The organism is Methylobacter svalbardensis (assembly GCF_037671525.1).
In the GTDB taxonomy this organism is placed as follows: domain Bacteria; phylum Pseudomonadota; class Gammaproteobacteria; order Methylococcales; family Methylomonadaceae; genus Methylobacter_A; species Methylobacter_A svalbardensis.
Map to the genome: position 1 here is coordinate 87,008 of NZ_JAWPOH010000005.1, position 18,148 is coordinate 105,155.

General features: G+C 47.9%; 18 protein-coding genes. 10 read left to right on the plus strand and 8 right to left on the minus strand.

The genetic code is table 11. The annotated features are described in order from the left end of the window. The first annotated feature begins 6 nt into the window (after positions 1 to 6). Entirely contained in the window at positions 7 to 1,137 is a 1,131-nt protein-coding gene (locus tag RW114_RS03585) for an aminotransferase class V-fold PLP-dependent enzyme (RefSeq protein ID WP_340121339.1), read from the plus strand. Positions 1,138 to 1,197: 60 nt separating this feature from the next. Here RW114_RS03585 and RW114_RS03590 read toward each other — a convergent pair whose 3' ends face one another. The 6 genes from RW114_RS03590 to smc form a co-directional block, all read right to left on the minus strand. Continuing rightward, on the minus strand, positions 1,198 to 1,539 hold the full coding sequence (locus RW114_RS03590) for a HepT-like ribonuclease domain-containing protein (RefSeq protein WP_340121340.1): 342 nt from the start codon (positions 1,537 to 1,539) through the stop codon (positions 1,198 to 1,200). Further along, entirely contained in the window at positions 1,536 to 1,829 is a 294-nt protein-coding gene (locus tag RW114_RS03595; RefSeq protein WP_340121341.1) for a nucleotidyltransferase family protein, read from the minus strand. Before RW114_RS03595 ends, RW114_RS03590 begins: the two co-directional genes overlap by 4 nt. Positions 1,830 to 2,148: 319 nt before the next feature. Then, positions 2,149 to 2,979, minus strand: a complete 831-nt coding sequence (locus tag RW114_RS03600; RefSeq protein ID WP_340121342.1) for a hypothetical protein — start codon at positions 2,977 to 2,979, stop codon at positions 2,149 to 2,151. 221 nt (positions 2,980 to 3,200) lie between these two features. Continuing rightward, positions 3,201 to 5,159 carry a helix-hairpin-helix domain-containing protein gene (locus tag RW114_RS03605; protein WP_340121343.1) on the minus strand — a complete coding sequence of 653 codons (1,959 nt, stop codon included), beginning with the start codon at positions 5,157 to 5,159 and terminating at the stop codon, positions 3,201 to 3,203. A gap of 120 nt (positions 5,160 to 5,279) precedes the next feature. After that, positions 5,280 to 6,017 carry a cell division protein ZipA C-terminal FtsZ-binding domain-containing protein gene (locus tag RW114_RS03610; protein WP_340121344.1) on the minus strand — a complete coding sequence of 246 codons (738 nt, stop codon included), beginning with the start codon at positions 6,015 to 6,017 and terminating at the stop codon, positions 5,280 to 5,282. Further along, positions 6,017 to 9,550: a chromosome segregation protein SMC gene (gene smc / locus RW114_RS03615; protein ID WP_340121345.1), complete on the minus strand. Its 3,534-nt coding sequence runs from the start codon at positions 9,548 to 9,550 to the stop codon at positions 6,017 to 6,019. Before smc ends, RW114_RS03610 begins: the two co-directional genes overlap by 1 nt. A 132-nt stretch (positions 9,551 to 9,682) precedes the next feature. Here smc and queF point away from each other — a divergent pair, with 132 nt between their 5' ends. The 7 genes from queF to RW114_RS03650 all read left to right on the plus strand — a co-directional run bounded on the left by queF (position 9,683) and on the right by RW114_RS03650 (position 13,408). Next, positions 9,683 to 10,072: a preQ(1) synthase gene (queF, locus tag RW114_RS03620; protein ID WP_340121346.1), complete on the plus strand. Its 390-nt coding sequence runs from the start codon at positions 9,683 to 9,685 to the stop codon at positions 10,070 to 10,072. A 118-nt stretch (positions 10,073 to 10,190) separates the two neighbouring features. Then, positions 10,191 to 10,475, plus strand: a complete 285-nt coding sequence (locus RW114_RS03625) for an EscU/YscU/HrcU family type III secretion system export apparatus switch protein (protein ID WP_340121347.1) — start codon at positions 10,191 to 10,193, stop codon at positions 10,473 to 10,475. After that, positions 10,472 to 11,332 carry an archaetidylserine decarboxylase gene (gene asd, locus RW114_RS03630; RefSeq protein WP_340121348.1) on the plus strand — a complete coding sequence of 287 codons (861 nt, stop codon included), beginning with the start codon at positions 10,472 to 10,474 and terminating at the stop codon, positions 11,330 to 11,332. The genes RW114_RS03625 and asd overlap by 4 nt, the downstream gene beginning before the upstream one ends. A gap of 173 nt (positions 11,333 to 11,505) precedes the next feature. After that, the gene (locus tag RW114_RS03635; protein WP_340121349.1) at positions 11,506 to 11,949 is read left to right on the plus strand and encodes a hypothetical protein; all 444 of its coding nucleotides are present in this window, start codon (positions 11,506 to 11,508) and stop codon (positions 11,947 to 11,949) included. 99 nt (positions 11,950 to 12,048) lie between these two features. After that, positions 12,049 to 12,456, plus strand: coding sequence for a hypothetical protein (locus RW114_RS03640; protein WP_340121350.1), 408 nt, complete (start codon positions 12,049 to 12,051; stop codon positions 12,454 to 12,456). Between the two features lie 33 nt (positions 12,457 to 12,489). Further along, entirely contained in the window at positions 12,490 to 12,687 is a 198-nt protein-coding gene (locus tag RW114_RS03645) for a hypothetical protein (protein ID WP_340121351.1), read from the plus strand. A gap of 106 nt (positions 12,688 to 12,793) precedes the next feature. Next, positions 12,794 to 13,408, plus strand: coding sequence for a plasmid pRiA4b ORF-3 family protein (locus RW114_RS03650; RefSeq protein ID WP_340121352.1), 615 nt, complete (start codon positions 12,794 to 12,796; stop codon positions 13,406 to 13,408). 433 nt (positions 13,409 to 13,841) lie between these two features. Here the strand turns inward: RW114_RS03650 and RW114_RS03655 are convergent, their stop codons facing one another. Then, positions 13,842 to 15,365 carry a multicopper oxidase family protein gene (locus RW114_RS03655; RefSeq protein WP_340121353.1) on the minus strand — a complete coding sequence of 508 codons (1,524 nt, stop codon included), beginning with the start codon at positions 15,363 to 15,365 and terminating at the stop codon, positions 13,842 to 13,844. Positions 15,366 to 15,806: 441 nt separating this feature from the next. Between RW114_RS03655 and RW114_RS03660 the strand changes: the two genes are divergently transcribed. Beyond that, positions 15,807 to 16,082 (plus strand): cupin domain-containing protein, encoded by a 276-nt coding sequence (locus RW114_RS03660; RefSeq protein ID WP_340121354.1) that lies wholly within the window; start codon positions 15,807 to 15,809, stop codon positions 16,080 to 16,082. 324 nt (positions 16,083 to 16,406) lie between these two features. After that, positions 16,407 to 16,769 carry a hypothetical protein gene (locus tag RW114_RS03665; protein WP_340121355.1) on the plus strand — a complete coding sequence of 121 codons (363 nt, stop codon included), beginning with the start codon at positions 16,407 to 16,409 and terminating at the stop codon, positions 16,767 to 16,769. Between the two features lie 79 nt (positions 16,770 to 16,848). Here RW114_RS03665 and fucP read toward each other — a convergent pair whose 3' ends face one another. Beyond that, entirely contained in the window at positions 16,849 to 18,144 is a 1,296-nt protein-coding gene (gene fucP / locus RW114_RS03670) for an L-fucose:H+ symporter permease (protein WP_340121356.1), read from the minus strand. Between the last annotated feature and the right edge of the window lie 4 nt (positions 18,145 to 18,148).

Here is an 18,148-nt window from a genome sequence, read left to right on the forward strand (position 1 = left end):
GATACTATGAAACACCCCGAATTCCCCCTGACCGACGAATTAATTTATCTTAACCATGCCGCCGTAGGTCCCTGGCCTAAAAGAACCGGCGAAGCGGTAATCAAGTTTGCCGAACAAAACACCCGTTACGGCTCGCACTTCTACCTGGACTGGCTGCACAAGGAGGCCGAATTACGCACCCAATTGCAGGCTTTGTTAAACGCCTCCTCCGCCGACGATATTGCGCTGGTTAAAAACACCTCGGAAGCATTGTCCTTTGTCGCCTACGGTTTGACCTGGCAGCCCGGCGACAATATCGTGTCCAGCAACGAGGAATTCCCCTCCAACAGACTGCCGTGGGAATCCTTGGCCGATCAGGGCGTGGAATTTCGTCAGGCCGATCTGCAAAGCGCCAACACGCCTGAGGACGCTTTATTTGCACTGGTAGATGACAACACGCGTCTACTGACCATCAGTTCCATACAATTCGCCTCAGGACTGCGTATGGACTTGGAGCGGATCGGCGAATTCTGCAAGCAGCGCGGTATCCTGTTTTGCATCGACGCGATCCAGAGCCTGGGTGCGGTGCAGTTTGACATGCAGGCTTGTCAGGCGGATTTTGTGATGGCCGATGGCCATAAGTGGATGTTCGGCCCCGAAGGCTTGGGCGTTTTCTACACCACGCCCGAGGCCAGAGACAAGCTGAAACTGACCCAGTACGGCTGGCATATGATGAAGGACCTCCATAATTACGAGAACCAGCCGTGGGAAGTTCACCCCACCGCCCGCCGTTTTGAATGCGGCAGCCCAAATATGCTGGGCATCCATGCTTTTTCCGCCAGCTTGTCGTTGTTGCTGGAAACCGGCATGGCCGCGGTCGAAGCGCAGGTTTTAGAAAAGTCCGACTATTTAGTGGATGCGATTGATAAAAACGGGCAGCTGGTTTTATTGTCGGCGAAGCAAAGTCGGCTGAAGTCCGGCATTGTTGTCTTTAAACACCGGACGCTTGCAAACGAGGTGTTGTATAAATATTTGCAGGACAACGGCGTGGTTTGCGCCTTGCGCGGCGGTGGCATACGCTTTTCGCCGCATTTTTATAATACGTTTGAGGAAATTGACCGGGCGCTGGGGTTAATTTCAAACGTAGCCCGTGTGTAGCTTACGAAATACGGGGTGATCTGAGCAACGAAGCCCTGGATTTCACAGGCTCCCTCTCAATCATTTTGGTTGTTCCATTATTGTTTCGAGTGCTTGTTGCAATGTGTCGAGATGAGCTTGCACCGTCTCCCAGACCATCACAGCATCAACGCCCAAATACTCATGCGCTAAAACATTACGCATCCCGGCTATTTCTCGCCACGGCATGTTAGGTTGTTCAGCCGACAACGTTTCAATGCCAAAATCTTTAAGCGCCTGACCGATGATTTCCAGGTTGCGAATCACTGCATCCTGCGTTTTTCTATCGGCCAAAAAACCTGTTAAATCGTAACCTTCGGTATAAGACTGAATCAACTCGATGCTCTCCAGTGCCGCTGCAATGAAGATAAACCGATCTTTCATAGCGGAACAGCTTCTTGCAAAACCCGCTGACGCAAGTGTTTATTCAATGCACGCTCGCTGACTATATCGACCTTGCGACCCAGTGCGGTCGATAGCGCATCAATCAGGCCGACCTGATCTAAAAGCGTTGTGCCGGGCAAAAAATCAACCAATAAATCTATATCGCTGTCTTCGCGTTCTTCGCCGCGTATAACAGAGCCAAACACCCGGATGTTAACTGCGTGGTAATGTTTGGCAATATCCAGAATGCAGGCTTTTTGCTGCTGTAAGATTTCATATAATTCAGTCACGTTAATATCTCCTCGTTTGTACCGATTATACATAGATCCGTAGCCATGTAGGTCGGGTTAGCTTATTGAGCGTAGCGAGATAACGTAACCCGACATAGACAGTAAAATGTATGCTTTTGTCGGGTTACGCTATCGCTAACCCGATGCTTGGTTCAGGCATCGTAAAAACGTAAGTCGCGTAGGTTGAGCAACAGCTTTTCGTTGCCCAACATTTTGGTATCCGGTGGTGGGATTGCCGTGGTCAAACCCGAAATCTGCCGTCATTGAAATATCGTAATGTTGGGCATAAACAGCATGCCCAACCTACATAACTGCTGAGTTATGCCCGAATTTTGGCAAGATTGTCACCAATCTCATGTATGACCGCTTTCAATACCTGCAGACATATCTTTGCCGTATGTTCCCGTGGTGAGAAGCCAGAGCTCATTTGCTCGAAAGGATGTATGTAGTTTCTAAAGTCTCTCAATGAATGACTAAACTTGTGCGTGTCATGCTGTATCAACCCCAGCTCTTTAGTAACATCAATGAAACTGCTAAGAGTCCACTCGTGAAACGGCCTCACCTTGGAATTGTTGTCTTTTGGCGATGATTTGGCGGAATTAAATTGCTTTGGATGTTGAATCGCCAAGCCAAGGAAAATTCCTTCTAGTGCACTTCCTGCCAGGAGGATTACAGCTAGTGGAGAGTCAGAACTAAAGCACCGTTCAATTTCCTTGATTCTGTACTGTAGTACATCGGTGATAGAACTTTCTAATGCGAGTGCTTTGATATCGACATTAGTAAACTCGCGACTCAGAAACTCGTTCTCGATTTCTTTTGTCACATCCGGTCCGATTTCGATCTTCTCAAGCTTGTGAAAAGTTACGTCTGCTTCTTTCCGAATAACCTTCCACTTGTCGAATGCAAGATATTGATTGAACTCCTTGATTAAGAGGTCTAACTCTAGAACTCGACCGACGAAGTTAACAGGGGCAAAGGTGTTTTTGATGCATTGATCGAGGGTGGGTGTTCCGTTGATTCTTGCCAATCTTTCATCAGTGAAGACCCATCGCGACGGAAAGCCTTGGCCATATGAATCATTGAACCCAAGCTCGCTGAAAAATTGAACCAGCTTGGGGCCGGAACGATATTCTGTTTTTTCATTGATCATTTCTCGAAGACATTCGAGCGTCTTTTTGCACAGGATCATCGGTTAGTATTTCGGGACTGAGAGAGCGTAACGTAATATATACGACATCGATTGCCGTATAAAAAATCCAATTGTCGTATATTCTTCATAAATCCATCGTGTATTTGTTTTTATTAAGCCAACTTTACAGTAACAGGACATGCCGTACAAACAAACGCGACACTATATCAACCCCCAAAAACTTACACACCTAACAACGCCAAATATTCCTCTTCGCTGATCACCTGCACGCCCTTTTCCGTAGCGGCAGCGATTTTTGCGGCGCCCACATCGGAACCGGTAACCAGGAAATCGGTTTTTCCGGTGACTGATGCGCCCACTTTTGCGCCCAGACGTTTGGCTTCCTTGCTCATGTCATCGCGTTTGCCGTGGATCATGGTGCCGGTAAAGACGATGGTTTTGCCGGTAATCGGGCTGATATTTTGCTGCTGCTCGGCGATTAACGGCGTTGTGATCAAATTAAAACCCAGATCGTAGATTTGCCTGAAATCGGCTTTGACTTTTGCCAGACACTCAACCACGGCGGCACTGGTTTTCTCGGCAAAACCTTCGATATTCATTACGTCTTCAATAGTCAGCTTGAAAATATCGATCAGATGATGATGTTGCAGCAGGCGTTCGCAATTGCCCAGTCCCATTCGGTAAATGCCGAAAGCACCCAGAAAGCGCCAGTCTTCGATCGCTTCGGTTTTGCTGCGTTGCAATTGCTCCAGCAGGTTTTGCGCGGTTTTGTCGCCAAAGCCCATGTCCTGCAATTGCTTCATGTCCAGCTGATAAACGGCATAAACCGAGTTGATGCCGGACGCGTGCAGTTTTTCCACGGTTTTTTGCCCGAAACCGTCGACATTCGCCAGGGTTCTGAAAAAATGCTCGATGGTGTTTTCAATCTGCGCGGGGCATTTTGTGGTGTTCAGGCAATAAAGATAATCGCCGTCCCAAACCAATTCGCTGCCGCAACTGGGGCAATGCTCGGGAATCTGCGGCGTTGCCGGCGTGATGACCCGCTCGATTTTGGGTATCACCATGCCCGAGCGCGTTAACTCAATCAACGTGCCGACACCGATGCCCAGCTCCTTGACCATGCCGTAATGATGCGCCGTCGCCCTGGAAATCACCGCGCCGCTGAGTTTGGTCGGCGTAAGCTCGGCAACCGGATTAACCCGCCCGGAACGGGAAGTTTGCGGGGTGACTTTCAGCACGATCACTTCGGCGGTTTCCACATTGCTTTTATAGGCAATCTGCCAGCGGTGGTGGTGCCGCGTTGCACCTAGGTACTGTTTCAATGGGTCATTGCCGACCAGCTCGAAAACGACGCCATCCACGTCATAATCGACTAACGTGTAGACTGTTTCGATGATAGGGTCGAAATCGGCCAGCACTTCGGCCGCCGTGCCTTGCCAAGCGGGCAACTGGGAGAACGGAAAGAAAATCGCCGCATGATTTTGTATCGCGTCTAAAGCGTGTTGTTCCAGGTCTTTTTCTTTAATGATACTGGCCTGAAAATTCCGGGAATTCTCAAAATAATCGGCCAGATGATTGCTGAAGTAAGTTTGACTGACTACGATCTCGCCTGCACCCTGCCCTCGTTTACCGTTGCCGCCGACCTTCAAACCGCGTTCGAAAACCCGGCTGATGTCAGTGCCTTTGCGGCCGTCGCCGCGCGTGTACAGTAGTTTTCCGTCATCATACGCCGCATAGCCGTCCAGCTTGGGCGTGGCCCGGATTATCAGGGTGGAAAAATCCACGTTACAATCTTCAGCGGCTTTTTCCAGTCGCGACAGCCATTTTTCAATGCCGCTTTTGCTGTAGGTTTTGTCCGTCGAGAGCATAGGTTCCGGCAACACGATGGTCTTGCCGATAAAACCGACTTCCGGTTCGACCGTTTCTAAATACGGATGCTGCGGGTGGCGTTTTTGCAGTTCTGCCAGGAAAATGAAGTCATAATCCGCATCGGAAATAAACGGTTCACCGCTACGGTACAGGGCATTGCAGACCTGCAAAAACTCAAGCAGCTGATCATCGATCAGTTGCTTGGGGTCGGACTGTGTGGCGATTTGAGCGATACGCTCAGGGGATAAGTGGGTCGATTCCAGGCCGGCTTGCTTAAGAATCTTTAACTGGGTTTTGCTAAGGGATGGCATTTAAATAATCTGAATGAGTGAGCGCGAATTTATTCGCGCCCCTATAACGGTAGCGCGAATAAATTCGCGCTCACATAATTTGTAGGTTAGTTTTAGCAAATCCAACCTATCATCATCGAATCACAAGCTCTGCCGAATAGCCTGAACGGTCGCATCGGTCAGCGGCTGTCTTCTATGATCAAGAATCACACCATCCAATTGATCAGCCAACAAGTGAATTGTTTCTACGTAGTCGTCAAAAACGGCCTGTGCATCATCCAATGCTTCCGGCTGCATAAAAAATACGATACCGGGACAGTAAAACTGATCTAAATCTTTATCCGGAAAAGTGCCCGGCTCGACAATACAGGCCACGCCATAATCGACCAAACGGTTTTCATCCAGACGTTCGAATATTTTTAGACTGCCGTATTCAAGCCCGACCATTTTAAAGGCTTCAACCAAATCAGCGCCGTTAAAATCCTCGTCCGCCTTGGTAATAATGCTGAACTGAATAATCGCCGGTGCGGCAGCGCGTGACGGCGGCTCTACAGGCTTATTCCGCTCACGGTAGTCATCATCATCATAATCATCGTCATCATCATCGTCATCTTCTTCATAATAAGATCGCTCCGATTTATCATGCGCCTGATAAGCGCCGATACTGCTATTTGCCTCGGCCAGCGGGATCATATCATCGTCGTCTTCCCCAAGGCTTTCGGCAGCCGACAGTTCATCGTCATAGTCGACCTCATCGTCATCGTAAATTTCCATGCCTTCCCGGGCTTGCTTATGCTTTATAAAAGCCCAAGCCAACATGCCGATAACGACAACCATGCCGGTTGCAATAATTACAATTCTTAATATTTCTTTATCCATTAGATTTCCGCCAGACTCACTGCTTCTTCAATATCAACTGCGACCATCCGGGACACGCCCGGCTCTTTCATAGTAACACCTGCCAGCTGTTTTGCAATTTCCATAGTCACTTTGTTATGGGAAATATACAAAAACTGCACCGATGCCGACATCTCTTCGACCATTTTTGAAAACCGCCCAACATTAGCGTCATCGAGCGGTGCATCGACTTCGTCCAGCAAACAAAACGGCGCCGGATTAAGTTCGAATATCGAGAACACCAAGGCTACAGCCGTTAATGCTTTCTCTCCACCGGACAACAAATGTATGGAGCTGTTTTTCTTACCGGGAGGTCTGGCAATAATATTGACCCCCGCTTCCAATTCATCCTGATCGGTCAATTCCAGATAAGCATGACCGCCGCCAAATAATTTAGGAAATTTCTCCTGCAAACCGGTGTTTATTTTATCGAATGTTTCCCTAAAACGCAGCCGACTTTCTTTATCGATCTTGCTGATAGCCTGATCCAGCGTTTGCAATGCCTCGATTAAATCGGCATGTTGCTCATTCAGAAAATTCATCCGCTCGGACTGCGCCTTGTATTCCTCTATCGCGGTCAGGTTAATGGTACCTAATCTTTCGATTTGAGCCAATAAATCATCAAGCGTTGTTTTCCAGCTTTGTTCTTCGGCCTGTTCCGGCAAGCTTTGCAGCACCGTCTCGACATCGGCATCGATTTCGTTAAGCTGCTCGTTGACGGTTTGTGATCGTACCTTGCTTTCCTGCAATTCAAAACGAATCGTATCCAGCGCTTCTTTTTGCTTTTCCAAGGCGCGCTGTGTCCGGATATGTTCTTCGGATAGCCCGGTTATTTCAGCTTCAAGGTCTTCCTGGAACTGGCGATGTTGTTTCAATCGCGTCTCCAACTGTTCCTTATCGACAACCCTCTGCTCCAGCTGCTTTTTTTCGTCAGCCATCGGCGTCAACGTTTGTTGCAGATTAAGCTCCAGATCGGCGATCCGTTCAGCCGATTGTTGATGTTGCACCTGCAAACGCTCCAGCTGTTTGCCGGTTAAGGTTTCGGAAGAACGTAGCGATTCAATCTGCGACTTGAGGCTGTAAACCTGCTGTTGAATTTCATTGGCAGACTGGTCGATACGCTGTTGCCGGGATTGCAAGTCCTGATTTAATACGTCCAGAGTTTGCTTTTTTTGCTCCTGCTCGGCCATGATCTGTTCGGCCTGTTCAAGCAACAATTGGGCTTCGGCGATAGTCTCGGCATTGTCAGCGGTCTCGCGACTTAACTCATCAATATCATTACAAACCTGATCCAGTCGGCGTTGTTGATGCTCCAGCCTAGCAGATTGCGCGCTGAATTCGGCGCTTTTTACCGACAGCTCAGCACCCAGGCTGTTGTCCCGCTGCTGTATCGATTCGCGTGTGACTTCGGCGTCTTTCAAGCCGGTTTCGGCGATTTCCAGTTGGTCTTCAAAGGTTTCAATGTCGATATGCAGTTCTTGTTGTCGTTGCTTTAACAGGCGCAAGTCTTTTTCGCGTTGCAACACGCCGGTTTTACTGTCTTTGGCGCGGATAATTCTGATCCAGCCGGGGCCGAACCAGGTGCCGTCCGGGGTGATGACCGATTCATGCGGTTTGAGTTTGGCGGATATAGTTCTCGCCGTTTCGGCATCATCGGCGCAGTAAACCCCAGACAACAGATTGCTCAAATCCCACGGCGCCTTTACCTTATCCAGCAAGTTTGTGGGGGCGACGCAAGGCGCCCATTCTGCCTGCTGGGCGCCCTGCGTCGCCGCCACAGATTGGGTCTCAACCAGCGTTAACGATTCATCGGTCAAGCGCTGCAAGCCAGGGATTACCTGGTCGGCGCTCTCAATGCAAATCGCTTCAAGATAACTACCCAACACCGTTTCAACCGACGTATCCCAGCCTGCTTGCACGTCCAGAAACTCGGCAAGACGCCGATTTTCGACCAAATCCACGGACGCCAGCCATGCGCTCAGGTATTTATTATCTTTACCCATCGCATGTTGCTGCAATAATTCCCGCGAGGTGATTTTGCCTTTGACGCTTTGCATTTCCGAGCGGCGCGTATGCAGTTCGTCATGGTATTGTTTGATCTGCTGCCGCTGCTCGCGTATCTGCTGATGCAGATCTTCAAGCTGCTGGTGCAACTCCTCGCGCTGCGTCTCAATGATTTCGATGCCGCTATCCAGCGATTCGATCTCGCTTTGCAAATCGTTGGACGCCAACTCAGTACGCTCGCCGTGCAACTTATCCAGACGGATTTGCAGCTGGCGATTCTGGTTTTCCAGCTGCACGGTTTTTACCCGCTGCACCTCGGCCTGTTCTTTATAGCTGGCACTGGTCGTCCGGTACGCTTCCCACTGCGCCTGCCAGACACTTTTTTGCTGCTGCACTTCCTGCTGGCCGTATAAAACGTCTTCCTGCCGTTCCTCGGCAACAATTAGCGCTTCTTCCGCTTCAAACAGAGCCTCTTTGATCTGTTCCAATTGCTGCACATCGGCTTCGAGTTCTGTTAACGACTGGTCTGCCTGCTGGCGTAAGCGGTTAATTTCAACTGCGGTTTGTTCGCGACTGCTTTCGCTGTGCTTGATAGTCTGCTCAAGACCGCTGACTTCGGCGACAATCTGGTAATAATCGCCCTGTGAGCTGTTAGTCTGCTGTTGCTGAGTCTTATATGCCTCGCGTTTGGCTTCGATGTTGCTATCGATGTCACGCAACGCGACAAACAAGCGGTTATGTTCGTGAGCCACTGCCTGCAATTTTTCATCCAGTTGCTTTGCGGCCTGATGATACGTATTCCAACGCATCGCCAGCAACTCTACCTTGAATTGGCGTTCCTGTTTTTTAAGACCGGTATATTTTTCGGCTTTTTCAGCTTGCTTTTGCAGATGCTTGATTTGCTTTTCGACTTCGTCGCGCAAATCGTCCAGCCGCTCCAGATTCTCGCGGGTATGCCTCATCCGGGTTTCGGTTTCACTACGGCGTTCCTTGTACTTGGATACGCCCGCGGCTTCCTCGATATGAACCCTTAAGTCATCCGGCTTGGCTTCGACCATGCGGGAAATGGTGCCCTGCTCGATAATCGCATAACTGCGCGAACCTAAGCCGGTACCCAAAAAGATGTCGGTAATATCCTTACGGCGGCAACGCGAACCGTTCAGCATAAACACCGAGGTACCGTCACGACTGACCTGCCGCTTGATCGCGATGGTATCGTATTGCGAATATTCGCCGCCCAGCTTGCCTTCGGTGTTGTTAAAAACCAGCTCGACGGAAGCCGTACTGACCGGCTTGCGCCCCGATGAGCCGTTAAAGATCACATCAGCCATACTGCCGCCGCGCAAATGTTTGGCCGAACTTTCGCCCATCACCCAGCGCACTGCGTCAATAATATTGGACTTGCCGCAGCCATTCGGCCCGACAATCGCGGTCAGATTACCACTAATCGGTATGACCGTGGTATCAACAAAGGATTTGAAACCCGAAAGCTTGATTTTTTCCAGTTTCATAGTACTGGTATGAATATCCCGACAGTTGAATTAAAATAGCCGCCTATTATTAACGATAATTAACCGAGTATCGAATTTATTCGCCTAACGCGCCTACTTTTGGTACATACCTCCTTTATAGATAAGCAAAAAATGACTACACAACCAAGCAAAGATCTGGAAACTTTCGACAATCCCAACCCCAATCGTGACTATACCATCCGCATTGACGTACCCGAATTCACCTGCTTGTGCCCAAAAACAGGCCAACCGGATTTCGCCACTATCCAGATCGAATACGTACCCGGCGCACTGTGCGTCGAACTGAAAGCACTTAAATTATATATGTGGGCATTTCGGGATCAAGGCGCGTTCCATGAAGCGGTCACTAACGAAATCCTCGATGATATCGTTAAAGCCATAGCGCCCAATTTTATGCGTATCCGCGCCGAATTTAACGTGCGCGGCGGCATCTACACCAGCGTCGTCGTAGAACACAGAAATCCGGATTGGCAAGCGCCGGAACTGGTTACGCTGCCTTAAGTCATTTGATAATGAATTCACCAAAAAGCATCGTCCACAAAAAACACGAACAAAATTGTGCTTTTCGTGCCTTTCGTGTTTTTTCGTGGACAAAATGATTTTTCCAGGTTGAATCATCATGCCTAAGACCTACTACACCACCGATCTTGCCGTCGCGTTAAAGTACGATGGCAAGAACGCGCCCAAGGTTGTCGCCAAAGGTTCAGGTCTTACCGCAGATCAAATTCTCGCCATCGCCAAAGAGTACGGAATACCGCTGCAAACCGAGCCGGAACTGGCAAGAATTCTGGCTCAAATTCCGTTAGGTGATGAAATCCCCAATGAACTTTATGTTGCCGTCGCCGAAGTCATCGCCTTTGCGTATTTCTTAAGCGGCAAAACACCCGACAGTCATAATCCATGAACATCAAAGAAGCCCTGACCACCCTGCCCCAATACACTTTGCCCCATCATGCCCTGTCCCAAATAATGAGCAAATTGACTCACTGCGAAAACAAGGTGTGGAAAAACCTGTTTATCAAACAGATTATCAGGCATTACGGCGTCAATATGGATGAAGCGCTGGAGCCGGACATCAATGCCTACCTTAGCTTTAACAAGTTTTTCACCCGCGAACTAAAACCCGGCGTTAGACCGCTCAGCACCGAAAGAAATGCGATCGTCTGCCCTGCCGACGGTGCAGTCAGCCAAGCCGGAGCCATTACCGACGGCAAAATTTTCCAGGCTAAAGGCAAAAATTTTACCGCGACCGACTTGCTGGGCGGCGATGCAGAACGCGCCGAACCGTTTAATAACGGCATATTTACCACCATTTACCTGTCCCCCAAAGACTATCACCGCCTGCACATGCCGTTGACCGGCACCTTAAAGGAAATGGTGCATATACCCGGCCGTTTGTTCAGCGTGAACCAGGCAACCGTCAATTCTGTTCCGGGATTATTCGCCAGAAACGAGCGCGTCGCCGCCATTTTTGACACGGATTCAGGCCCGATGGCCTTGATACTGGTCGGCGCAATCTTCGTGTCCAGCGTAGAAACCGTCTGGCACGGCGTGGTCACGCCGCCTAGCATTAGTTCGGTGCAAAGCTGGCAGTATGGCGATAATGCTCCTACTTTGAAAATTGGCGAGGAAATGGGCCGGTTTAATATGGGCTCCACCATTATCGTTTTATTCGGCAAGGATAAGGCGCAGTGGGATGCCGAGTTTAAAGCGGAAAAGACGGTTAAGTTTGGGGAGTTGATTGGCAGGGTTGTTGGTTAATCCTATTCCGGCCCGACGGGATCGAGGTGTATTTTTGATTTACATAAAAAGGTGCTATCAACAATTCAATGTTTATAGTATCTTGCCTAACGGGTGGCAGGAGTTGCGTTATACACCTGCAATTGAAATTTAATATACACCTGCTTAGGTGTCTACTTAACGTTAGGGGTTATATGCCGACAGAAAACCAATCTTATGAAGATACTTTTAAATCCGGTGTAAACAAGGTTATTCATGGCATTCCTTATGATAGCGATCTTAAAAATATGTCGTTTATTGAGCTTGCAACTGAGCTGGCCGCTTCCAAAAAAGATTCTCCAAGGTTTACCATCTTTGAGCGTGAAATTAAAAAGCACCTCGCCAAAGACCAAGCCAAAATCAACCGCGGCAATATTGTTCTCGGTGCTTGCATTGGCTTGGCTGGCGTTTTCATCGGCAGTTTTATTCGCTCATCACCACCCAGCAATGAGGTAGCCCCAGCTAATACTGTGCAACAACTCAGCAACTACAAAACACCAGTCGCTGTCGCCGTGCCTAGCGCACCATCCATTGTTAAACAAGCTATAAAACCAGCACCAGTGAGCAATAATACACAGCCAGGAAATGTAAACCCCTAACATGTCAATCAACGGGAACGCGGACATAATCTATGCTTAATCTTCATTCGCTTCACCGCGTCCCGTTATTTCTACGTTAGCCACTTGGAGGATTCACCTATGAAGCACATATTCAAAGGAACAGCGATTGCGATAACACTTATTGTGCTGTCGCCACTTGTCGCCATAGCAGCCTCTGTTGAAGACGAGCTTCGTGGTATGGCAAATGCAACACAAAAGGGGTTGCCAATGAGAGTTAACGATGAAATTCAAGTGACATCAATGACAGCCTCTGGCAAGGCCATATTGGCTCGCTATCACTTCATGATGAAATCATCTGAACTCCGCAGTGTCGAAAAACTGAAGGACGAGTACTTTAGAAATTCAATTAACGGCTTATGTACCCACCCAGATATCGCAAAGCTTATCAATAGGGGTGCTTATTGGAAATATGAATACTATGACATCGACAACCGTTTTGTTCTTGGTTTTGTAATTAACCAAGATAGCTGTAAACATTTCCAATAGATATTCTTTACAATTTTTGGGGGGGGAGCCAGTATGAAAATTTTATTCGCTCTGTTGTTGGTTCCAGCCACGGCCATAGCACGAGATCATAGTGTCCAAGCTAGCTTGGGCATGGTAACGTTGTTGGCCATTGGTGCTGTAGTATGGGGCGCCGGTGCCGCGATCTTTAAATGGGTTTTTGGGAAGAAACCGTCGGAAGGTGGCGATGATGTTAAGCCTGAAGGGAAGTAACCTTCCAGTTTATTCAGTCATGCTGTGGCTAACCCTACGCTCAAGCGGGACGGTCGCTATCGCGCCCGCCCCTTAGCTTTACGTTAGAACTCTTCAGGTAATCCTCATGGCCAACAAGTTAATCTATCAATTCCGTGTGACGCTTCTGGAGGTCACCCCACCCATCTGGAGAAGAATTCAGGTGCCCGCCGACTACTCTTTCTGGGATTTGCACGTGGCAATCCAAGACTCAATGGGGTGGCTTGACTATCACCTGCACGAGTTTCGAGTGAAAAAGCCGCGAAATCGCAAAGTAGACATAATAGGAATTCCAGATACCGAGACAGACCGTAGTGTTATAGCGGGGTGGGAAGTACCAATCTCAGAGTACTTTGTTACTCCGGGTGTTGCCGCAGCTTACGAATACGATTTCGGGGACGGCTGGTGCCACGAGGTTTTGCTCGAAGGTATCCTTCTCAAAGAATCCTCTGTCAAATATCCCGTGTGCGTCACTGGAGAGCGAGCCTGTCCGCCCGAGGATTGCGGTGGCATTCCCGGATATGAAACATTACTGAATGTTCTCGCCAAGCCACGCACAGAGGAATGCAAAGACATGAATGCTTGGCTGAAAGGCCATGCAAAGAACTACTTTCCTTATAAGCCGGAGCACTTTGACCCTTGTGAAGTGAAATTCTGGAATCCGAATAAACGCTGGCAAATTGCTTTTGGTGAGCATGCTTAAGGCGAGTTCTAACGAATAAGGTTAGATTGTGTGAGCGATAGCGAACCACAATCTGAACCGGTTGTTGGACAAGCCCGGCGGTAGTCGGAAGACCGACTTTATATAAGAAAATATCTTTTCGGATTTTATGGGTTGCGGCAAGGAATTTATAGCCGCAATAGTAAAGAACAAGCCGAACGCGTTGCTTTGGCAATGCCTTTATGCATTCCCAAGCAGGAGCGTGGGAACGAGCGTTGCCCCGTCCGGCTATGATGACTTGTGTAGATAGCTATGCAGGGATTGGGAAGTAGAAAATCAGGGCCGTAGGGTGCTGTGAGGAACGAACCGCACCCTACGCGTTACTCGATTGATGCGGTTTGTAGTGGCACTAATTAAGAACGGATAATTTTTCCATGAATCCGAAAAAAATCGACCACGACATAACCATCAAGAATTACCGAATATCCCAAAGCCCCATCATGCCAATATCTTCATGTTCGAGAATATGGCAGTGGAACATGGTCATTCCCGTATAATCTTTAATAGGCACGAGCAGTTTAATGCTGCCGCCTTTAGGAACAATGACCGTGTCTTTCCATGCAGGACTGGTGGTATAAAGCGATTTATAGGCGCTGTCGCCGCCGCTAATCGAAATCACCTGGGCCGGATTAACATGCTGATGGAAAGGATGATCCATCATGCTGTTATTGAAAACTTCCCATATTTCATAGGTGTTCACGCTGGAATGCGCGGTATAAGCATTCGTTTCCGAAAACGCTATACCATTAATATAAGCTTCCATGTCCCCCATCATACCCATACTCAGGGTAATCTGCCGCGTCGGAGTACCTGCGGGTACAGCGAGTCTTACCGCATTAGCATTAATGGTAGCAGGAATACTATTAGTTACCGCCGTACCGGTGACGTTGACTGTCAACATGGTAATTTGTTGACTGCCGCCACCACTCATCATGCTCATACCGCGGTCATAAGGATTGGACAATAATTTGTAATAGCCTTTGGTAGTTGATGCTTTGACCATGACATCAACACGTTCACCCGGTGATAATAATATTGAGCTTTGTGCATAAGGCTTATTCAGCAAGCCGCCGTCTGTCCCGATCACCTGCAAGTTATGGCTACCCAAACTCAATTTATAAAACCGTGCATTGCTGGCATTAACGATTTTCCAGCGTTGCACCTGCCCGGGTTTCATGTTCAGCACCGGATTCACTTTGCCGTTGACCATCATGACATTGCCTTCCTTGCCGTTCATGAAATCATCCATGGTATGCGCGGCAGGGGCTGCGCCGTCCAAACTAATGTCTTTCAGCACCATGATATGCGTTTCATAAGCCGCTAAAGCCGTTGTTTCATCAGCAACTTCCAAAGCGCCCGCCATACCGCCCCACATTTGTTCAGCGGTATTACCGTGACGATGTGGATGATAATAATTAAGGTTGCCTCCGGGATGCAGGGACAAGTCATATTCATAATCGAACAAATCACCTGACATCCAGCTGAGCATCCCATTATCTGAATTACCTTCTGGGGAAACATGCAAACCGTGCGTATGCAGATTGGTCAAATCGCGAGCATCTCCCATCATATTCAAGCCTGTATAAGGCAACGAGTTTTTAAAGTGAACTTTTAATAGGTCACCTTTTTTTACTTTAATAGTCGGTGCGGGATAAGTACCGTTATAGGTCATTAAATTAGCCGTTACCCCGTTAATATTAATGGGTGCAACTTTGGCTTCCATATTGACTTCGACAATACCGGGCGTAGTCGAAATATTGGGCATGGTCACAGGGTCTTGGAATGCCGCCCCGCGTGGCGGATCAATGACCGTTGGCGTAGTCGTACAGTCCATCATACATCCACCGCCCATGCCACCCATAGCAACAGCGTGTGTTGACAGTAAGGTGCTAACTAACCCCAGTAACAAAGGTGCAGCGTAACGTTGAGATATTTTCATATTTTCTTTCTCTTCTTAATTGTTAAATAACTGAATGATCATTACTGGCTAACTAATTTCGGGCATTAGCTGGCAAGGAACACGAAAAGAAAAGCAATAATCAAACCATCTATAATATTTAATTATTTATCAAAAAGTTATGGCTATTTATGAAGACTTACGAACTCTAAAAAAATAAAAAACCGGCAAATCACATAATAAGTGTGTGATTTGCCGCAGTTTTTATGATATTCCAGAATTGATGCTACCCGGAAACGCCACCTCGCGCTACGCGCTTGGATGGTCTCATTCCAGCTTACGCCTAATTAAATCTCTGCTAACCCTATTTTTCTAAAAGGGGACTAAATACTTACCACCCAGTCGCTTGGCTTAAGCATGATGTTGGTTTCTTCCGAAAAATGCTAAAATCAGTCTCCGATTACTTTTACATTTAGGAAGCACATGCCGAAAATTACGATTGAACATAAGCCCAGTGAAGAACGTCTGAAAGAGTTAGGTGTGGCAAGTTGGGAGATTTGGGAAAAAGAAATATCCGAGTTCCCAATCGACTTTGACGAAACAGAAACTGCGTATATTCTGGAAGGCGAGATTTTGGTAACACCGGAAGGCGGCGAACCTGTGCGTATTTTGCCTGGCGACCTGGTTGTTTTTCCGGCAGGTCTGAACAGCCACTGGCAAGTTGTTAAGCAATTGCGTAAGCATTACAGCTACGACTAAGCAGACTAAAAAAGGCATCTTCGGATGCCTTTTTTCTACTTACGATTAACAAATTAACTGCAATGCTGAGCTAACTTATCTTGAAGAAATGATAAGTTTTCCTACGAGATCCGACCCCGTTGATTGATGTGTCATTGATTTTTATCGATTAAACACAATTCAAACCTGGAATATCAAGACTGCCACCTTTTTCACAGGTGCAGCTAATGATACTTGATGCAATCACATATTTATTTCATGGTAGAATAAAAACCGATAGATAGCGATTCGCTATCTATTCATAAATATAACTATAACTATAAAACAACACGAGGATTCCAACCCATGAAACTTTTAAAAAATATGACCTTAAGTCTTTTTATTGCCGTTTCTACTGCGGGCATTTCGTCTATAGCTGTAGCAGGCGCTGCTGAGGTCGCTGTTGATAATGTATCGGCAAAAGTTGCTGAAGCATCTCAGGCTATTGAAGGCGGCTCTACTCAGGAAGAAGTTATGGATTTAATCAGAACGGCTGCTGATTTAGTTAAAGAAGTGGAGGTGAGCGATACTCTTGACGTTAGACGTCAACGCGCTAATGGTCATTTGAAAAAAGCACGCCTTGCCTCTAAATCAGGTGATTTAAACGCGGCAAAAGAGCATCTAGCACAAGCGGCTAAAGATTTTGCCGAATTAAGAAAACTTATGTAAGCAACTCTTCATCCGATTTCTTTCAGGGCACTTTCGGGTGCCCTGTTTTATTTCACGCCTAATACCATCCACCCAATTCCTAGCCCGGTAAACGCAACACTGCACTGTATTTGCAACCCCGCCAGCCGTAATAAGCGATGTAGCCATAGCAAAGTACCGGAATAAAAAACGCCTGCTGTATGCCGATCCGGTCAGCGAATAGCCCTTGCACGACAGGAAGAATAGCGCCGCCGACTATTGCCGCGCACAAGATCCCGGACCCCTGCCCGGTGTGTTTGCCCAAGCCGCTAACTGCGAGTGAAAATATAGTGGGAAACATGATCGAGTTAAATAGCCCGACCGAAAGAATCGTCCACATCGCAACCTGTCCATTGCTAAAGATAGTCATTAAAACCAACAGCGCCGCAGTTACCGCGCTAACCGTAAGCGCTTTGCCGGGCTGGATTTTTTGCATGACTCCCGCGCCGATAAATCGCCCGATCATGGCGCCGCCCCAATAAAACGACACGTACTTTCCGGCATCACGTTCTGCCAATCCGGCAATGGAAGGCTCGCCCAGAAAATTAATCAGAAAACTGCCGATGGACACTTCCCCGCCGACATAAACAAAAATGCCGATTGCCCCCAGTACCAGATGTCTGTAGCTCCAGGCGCTACCATGAATACCATCAATACCCGAAACCTGCGTTTCGGTCGCTTCAATCTTGGGTAATTTGATCAGGGCAAAAACGACAGCCATAAAAAACAAAGCCGCCGCCAGCAACAAATAAGGGATTTGCACCGCCGCCGCTTGAGCGGCTTGATAAACCGATAACTGGTCGGCGTTAAGCAGCTCAATGTCATCCGCCGTTTTAACAGCAGTGGCAAGGATAAATAACGCGCCAAGATAAGGGGCAATAGTCGTACCCAGCGAATTGAATGCCTGCGTCAGTGTCAACCGGCTGGAGGCGGTTTCCGGCTTGCCTAAAATGGTGACATACGGATTTGCGGCAACCTGCAACAAAGTAATGCCGGAGGCCAACACAAAGAACGCCGCCAAAAATAACGGATAGGAATGCAGACTTGCGGCCGGATAAAACAGCAAACAGCCCACACCTGCTATGGCTAATCCGGTAATGATGCCGCCTTTGTAATCGATTTTTTTAACTAAATAGCCGCTGGGAACGGATACGACAAAATAGGCGGTAAAAAAGCAAAACTGAACCAACATGGCTTGGGTGTAATTTAAGGTGAACACCGCTTTCAAATGCGGGATCAGAATATCATTCAAGCAGGTTATAAAACCCCAGATAAAAAACAGCGAGGTTAATAGGGTTAGTGAGCCAAGATAAGGGTTTTGATCGGAACTATTTGTCGTGTCGGTTGTATTGGTCATGACT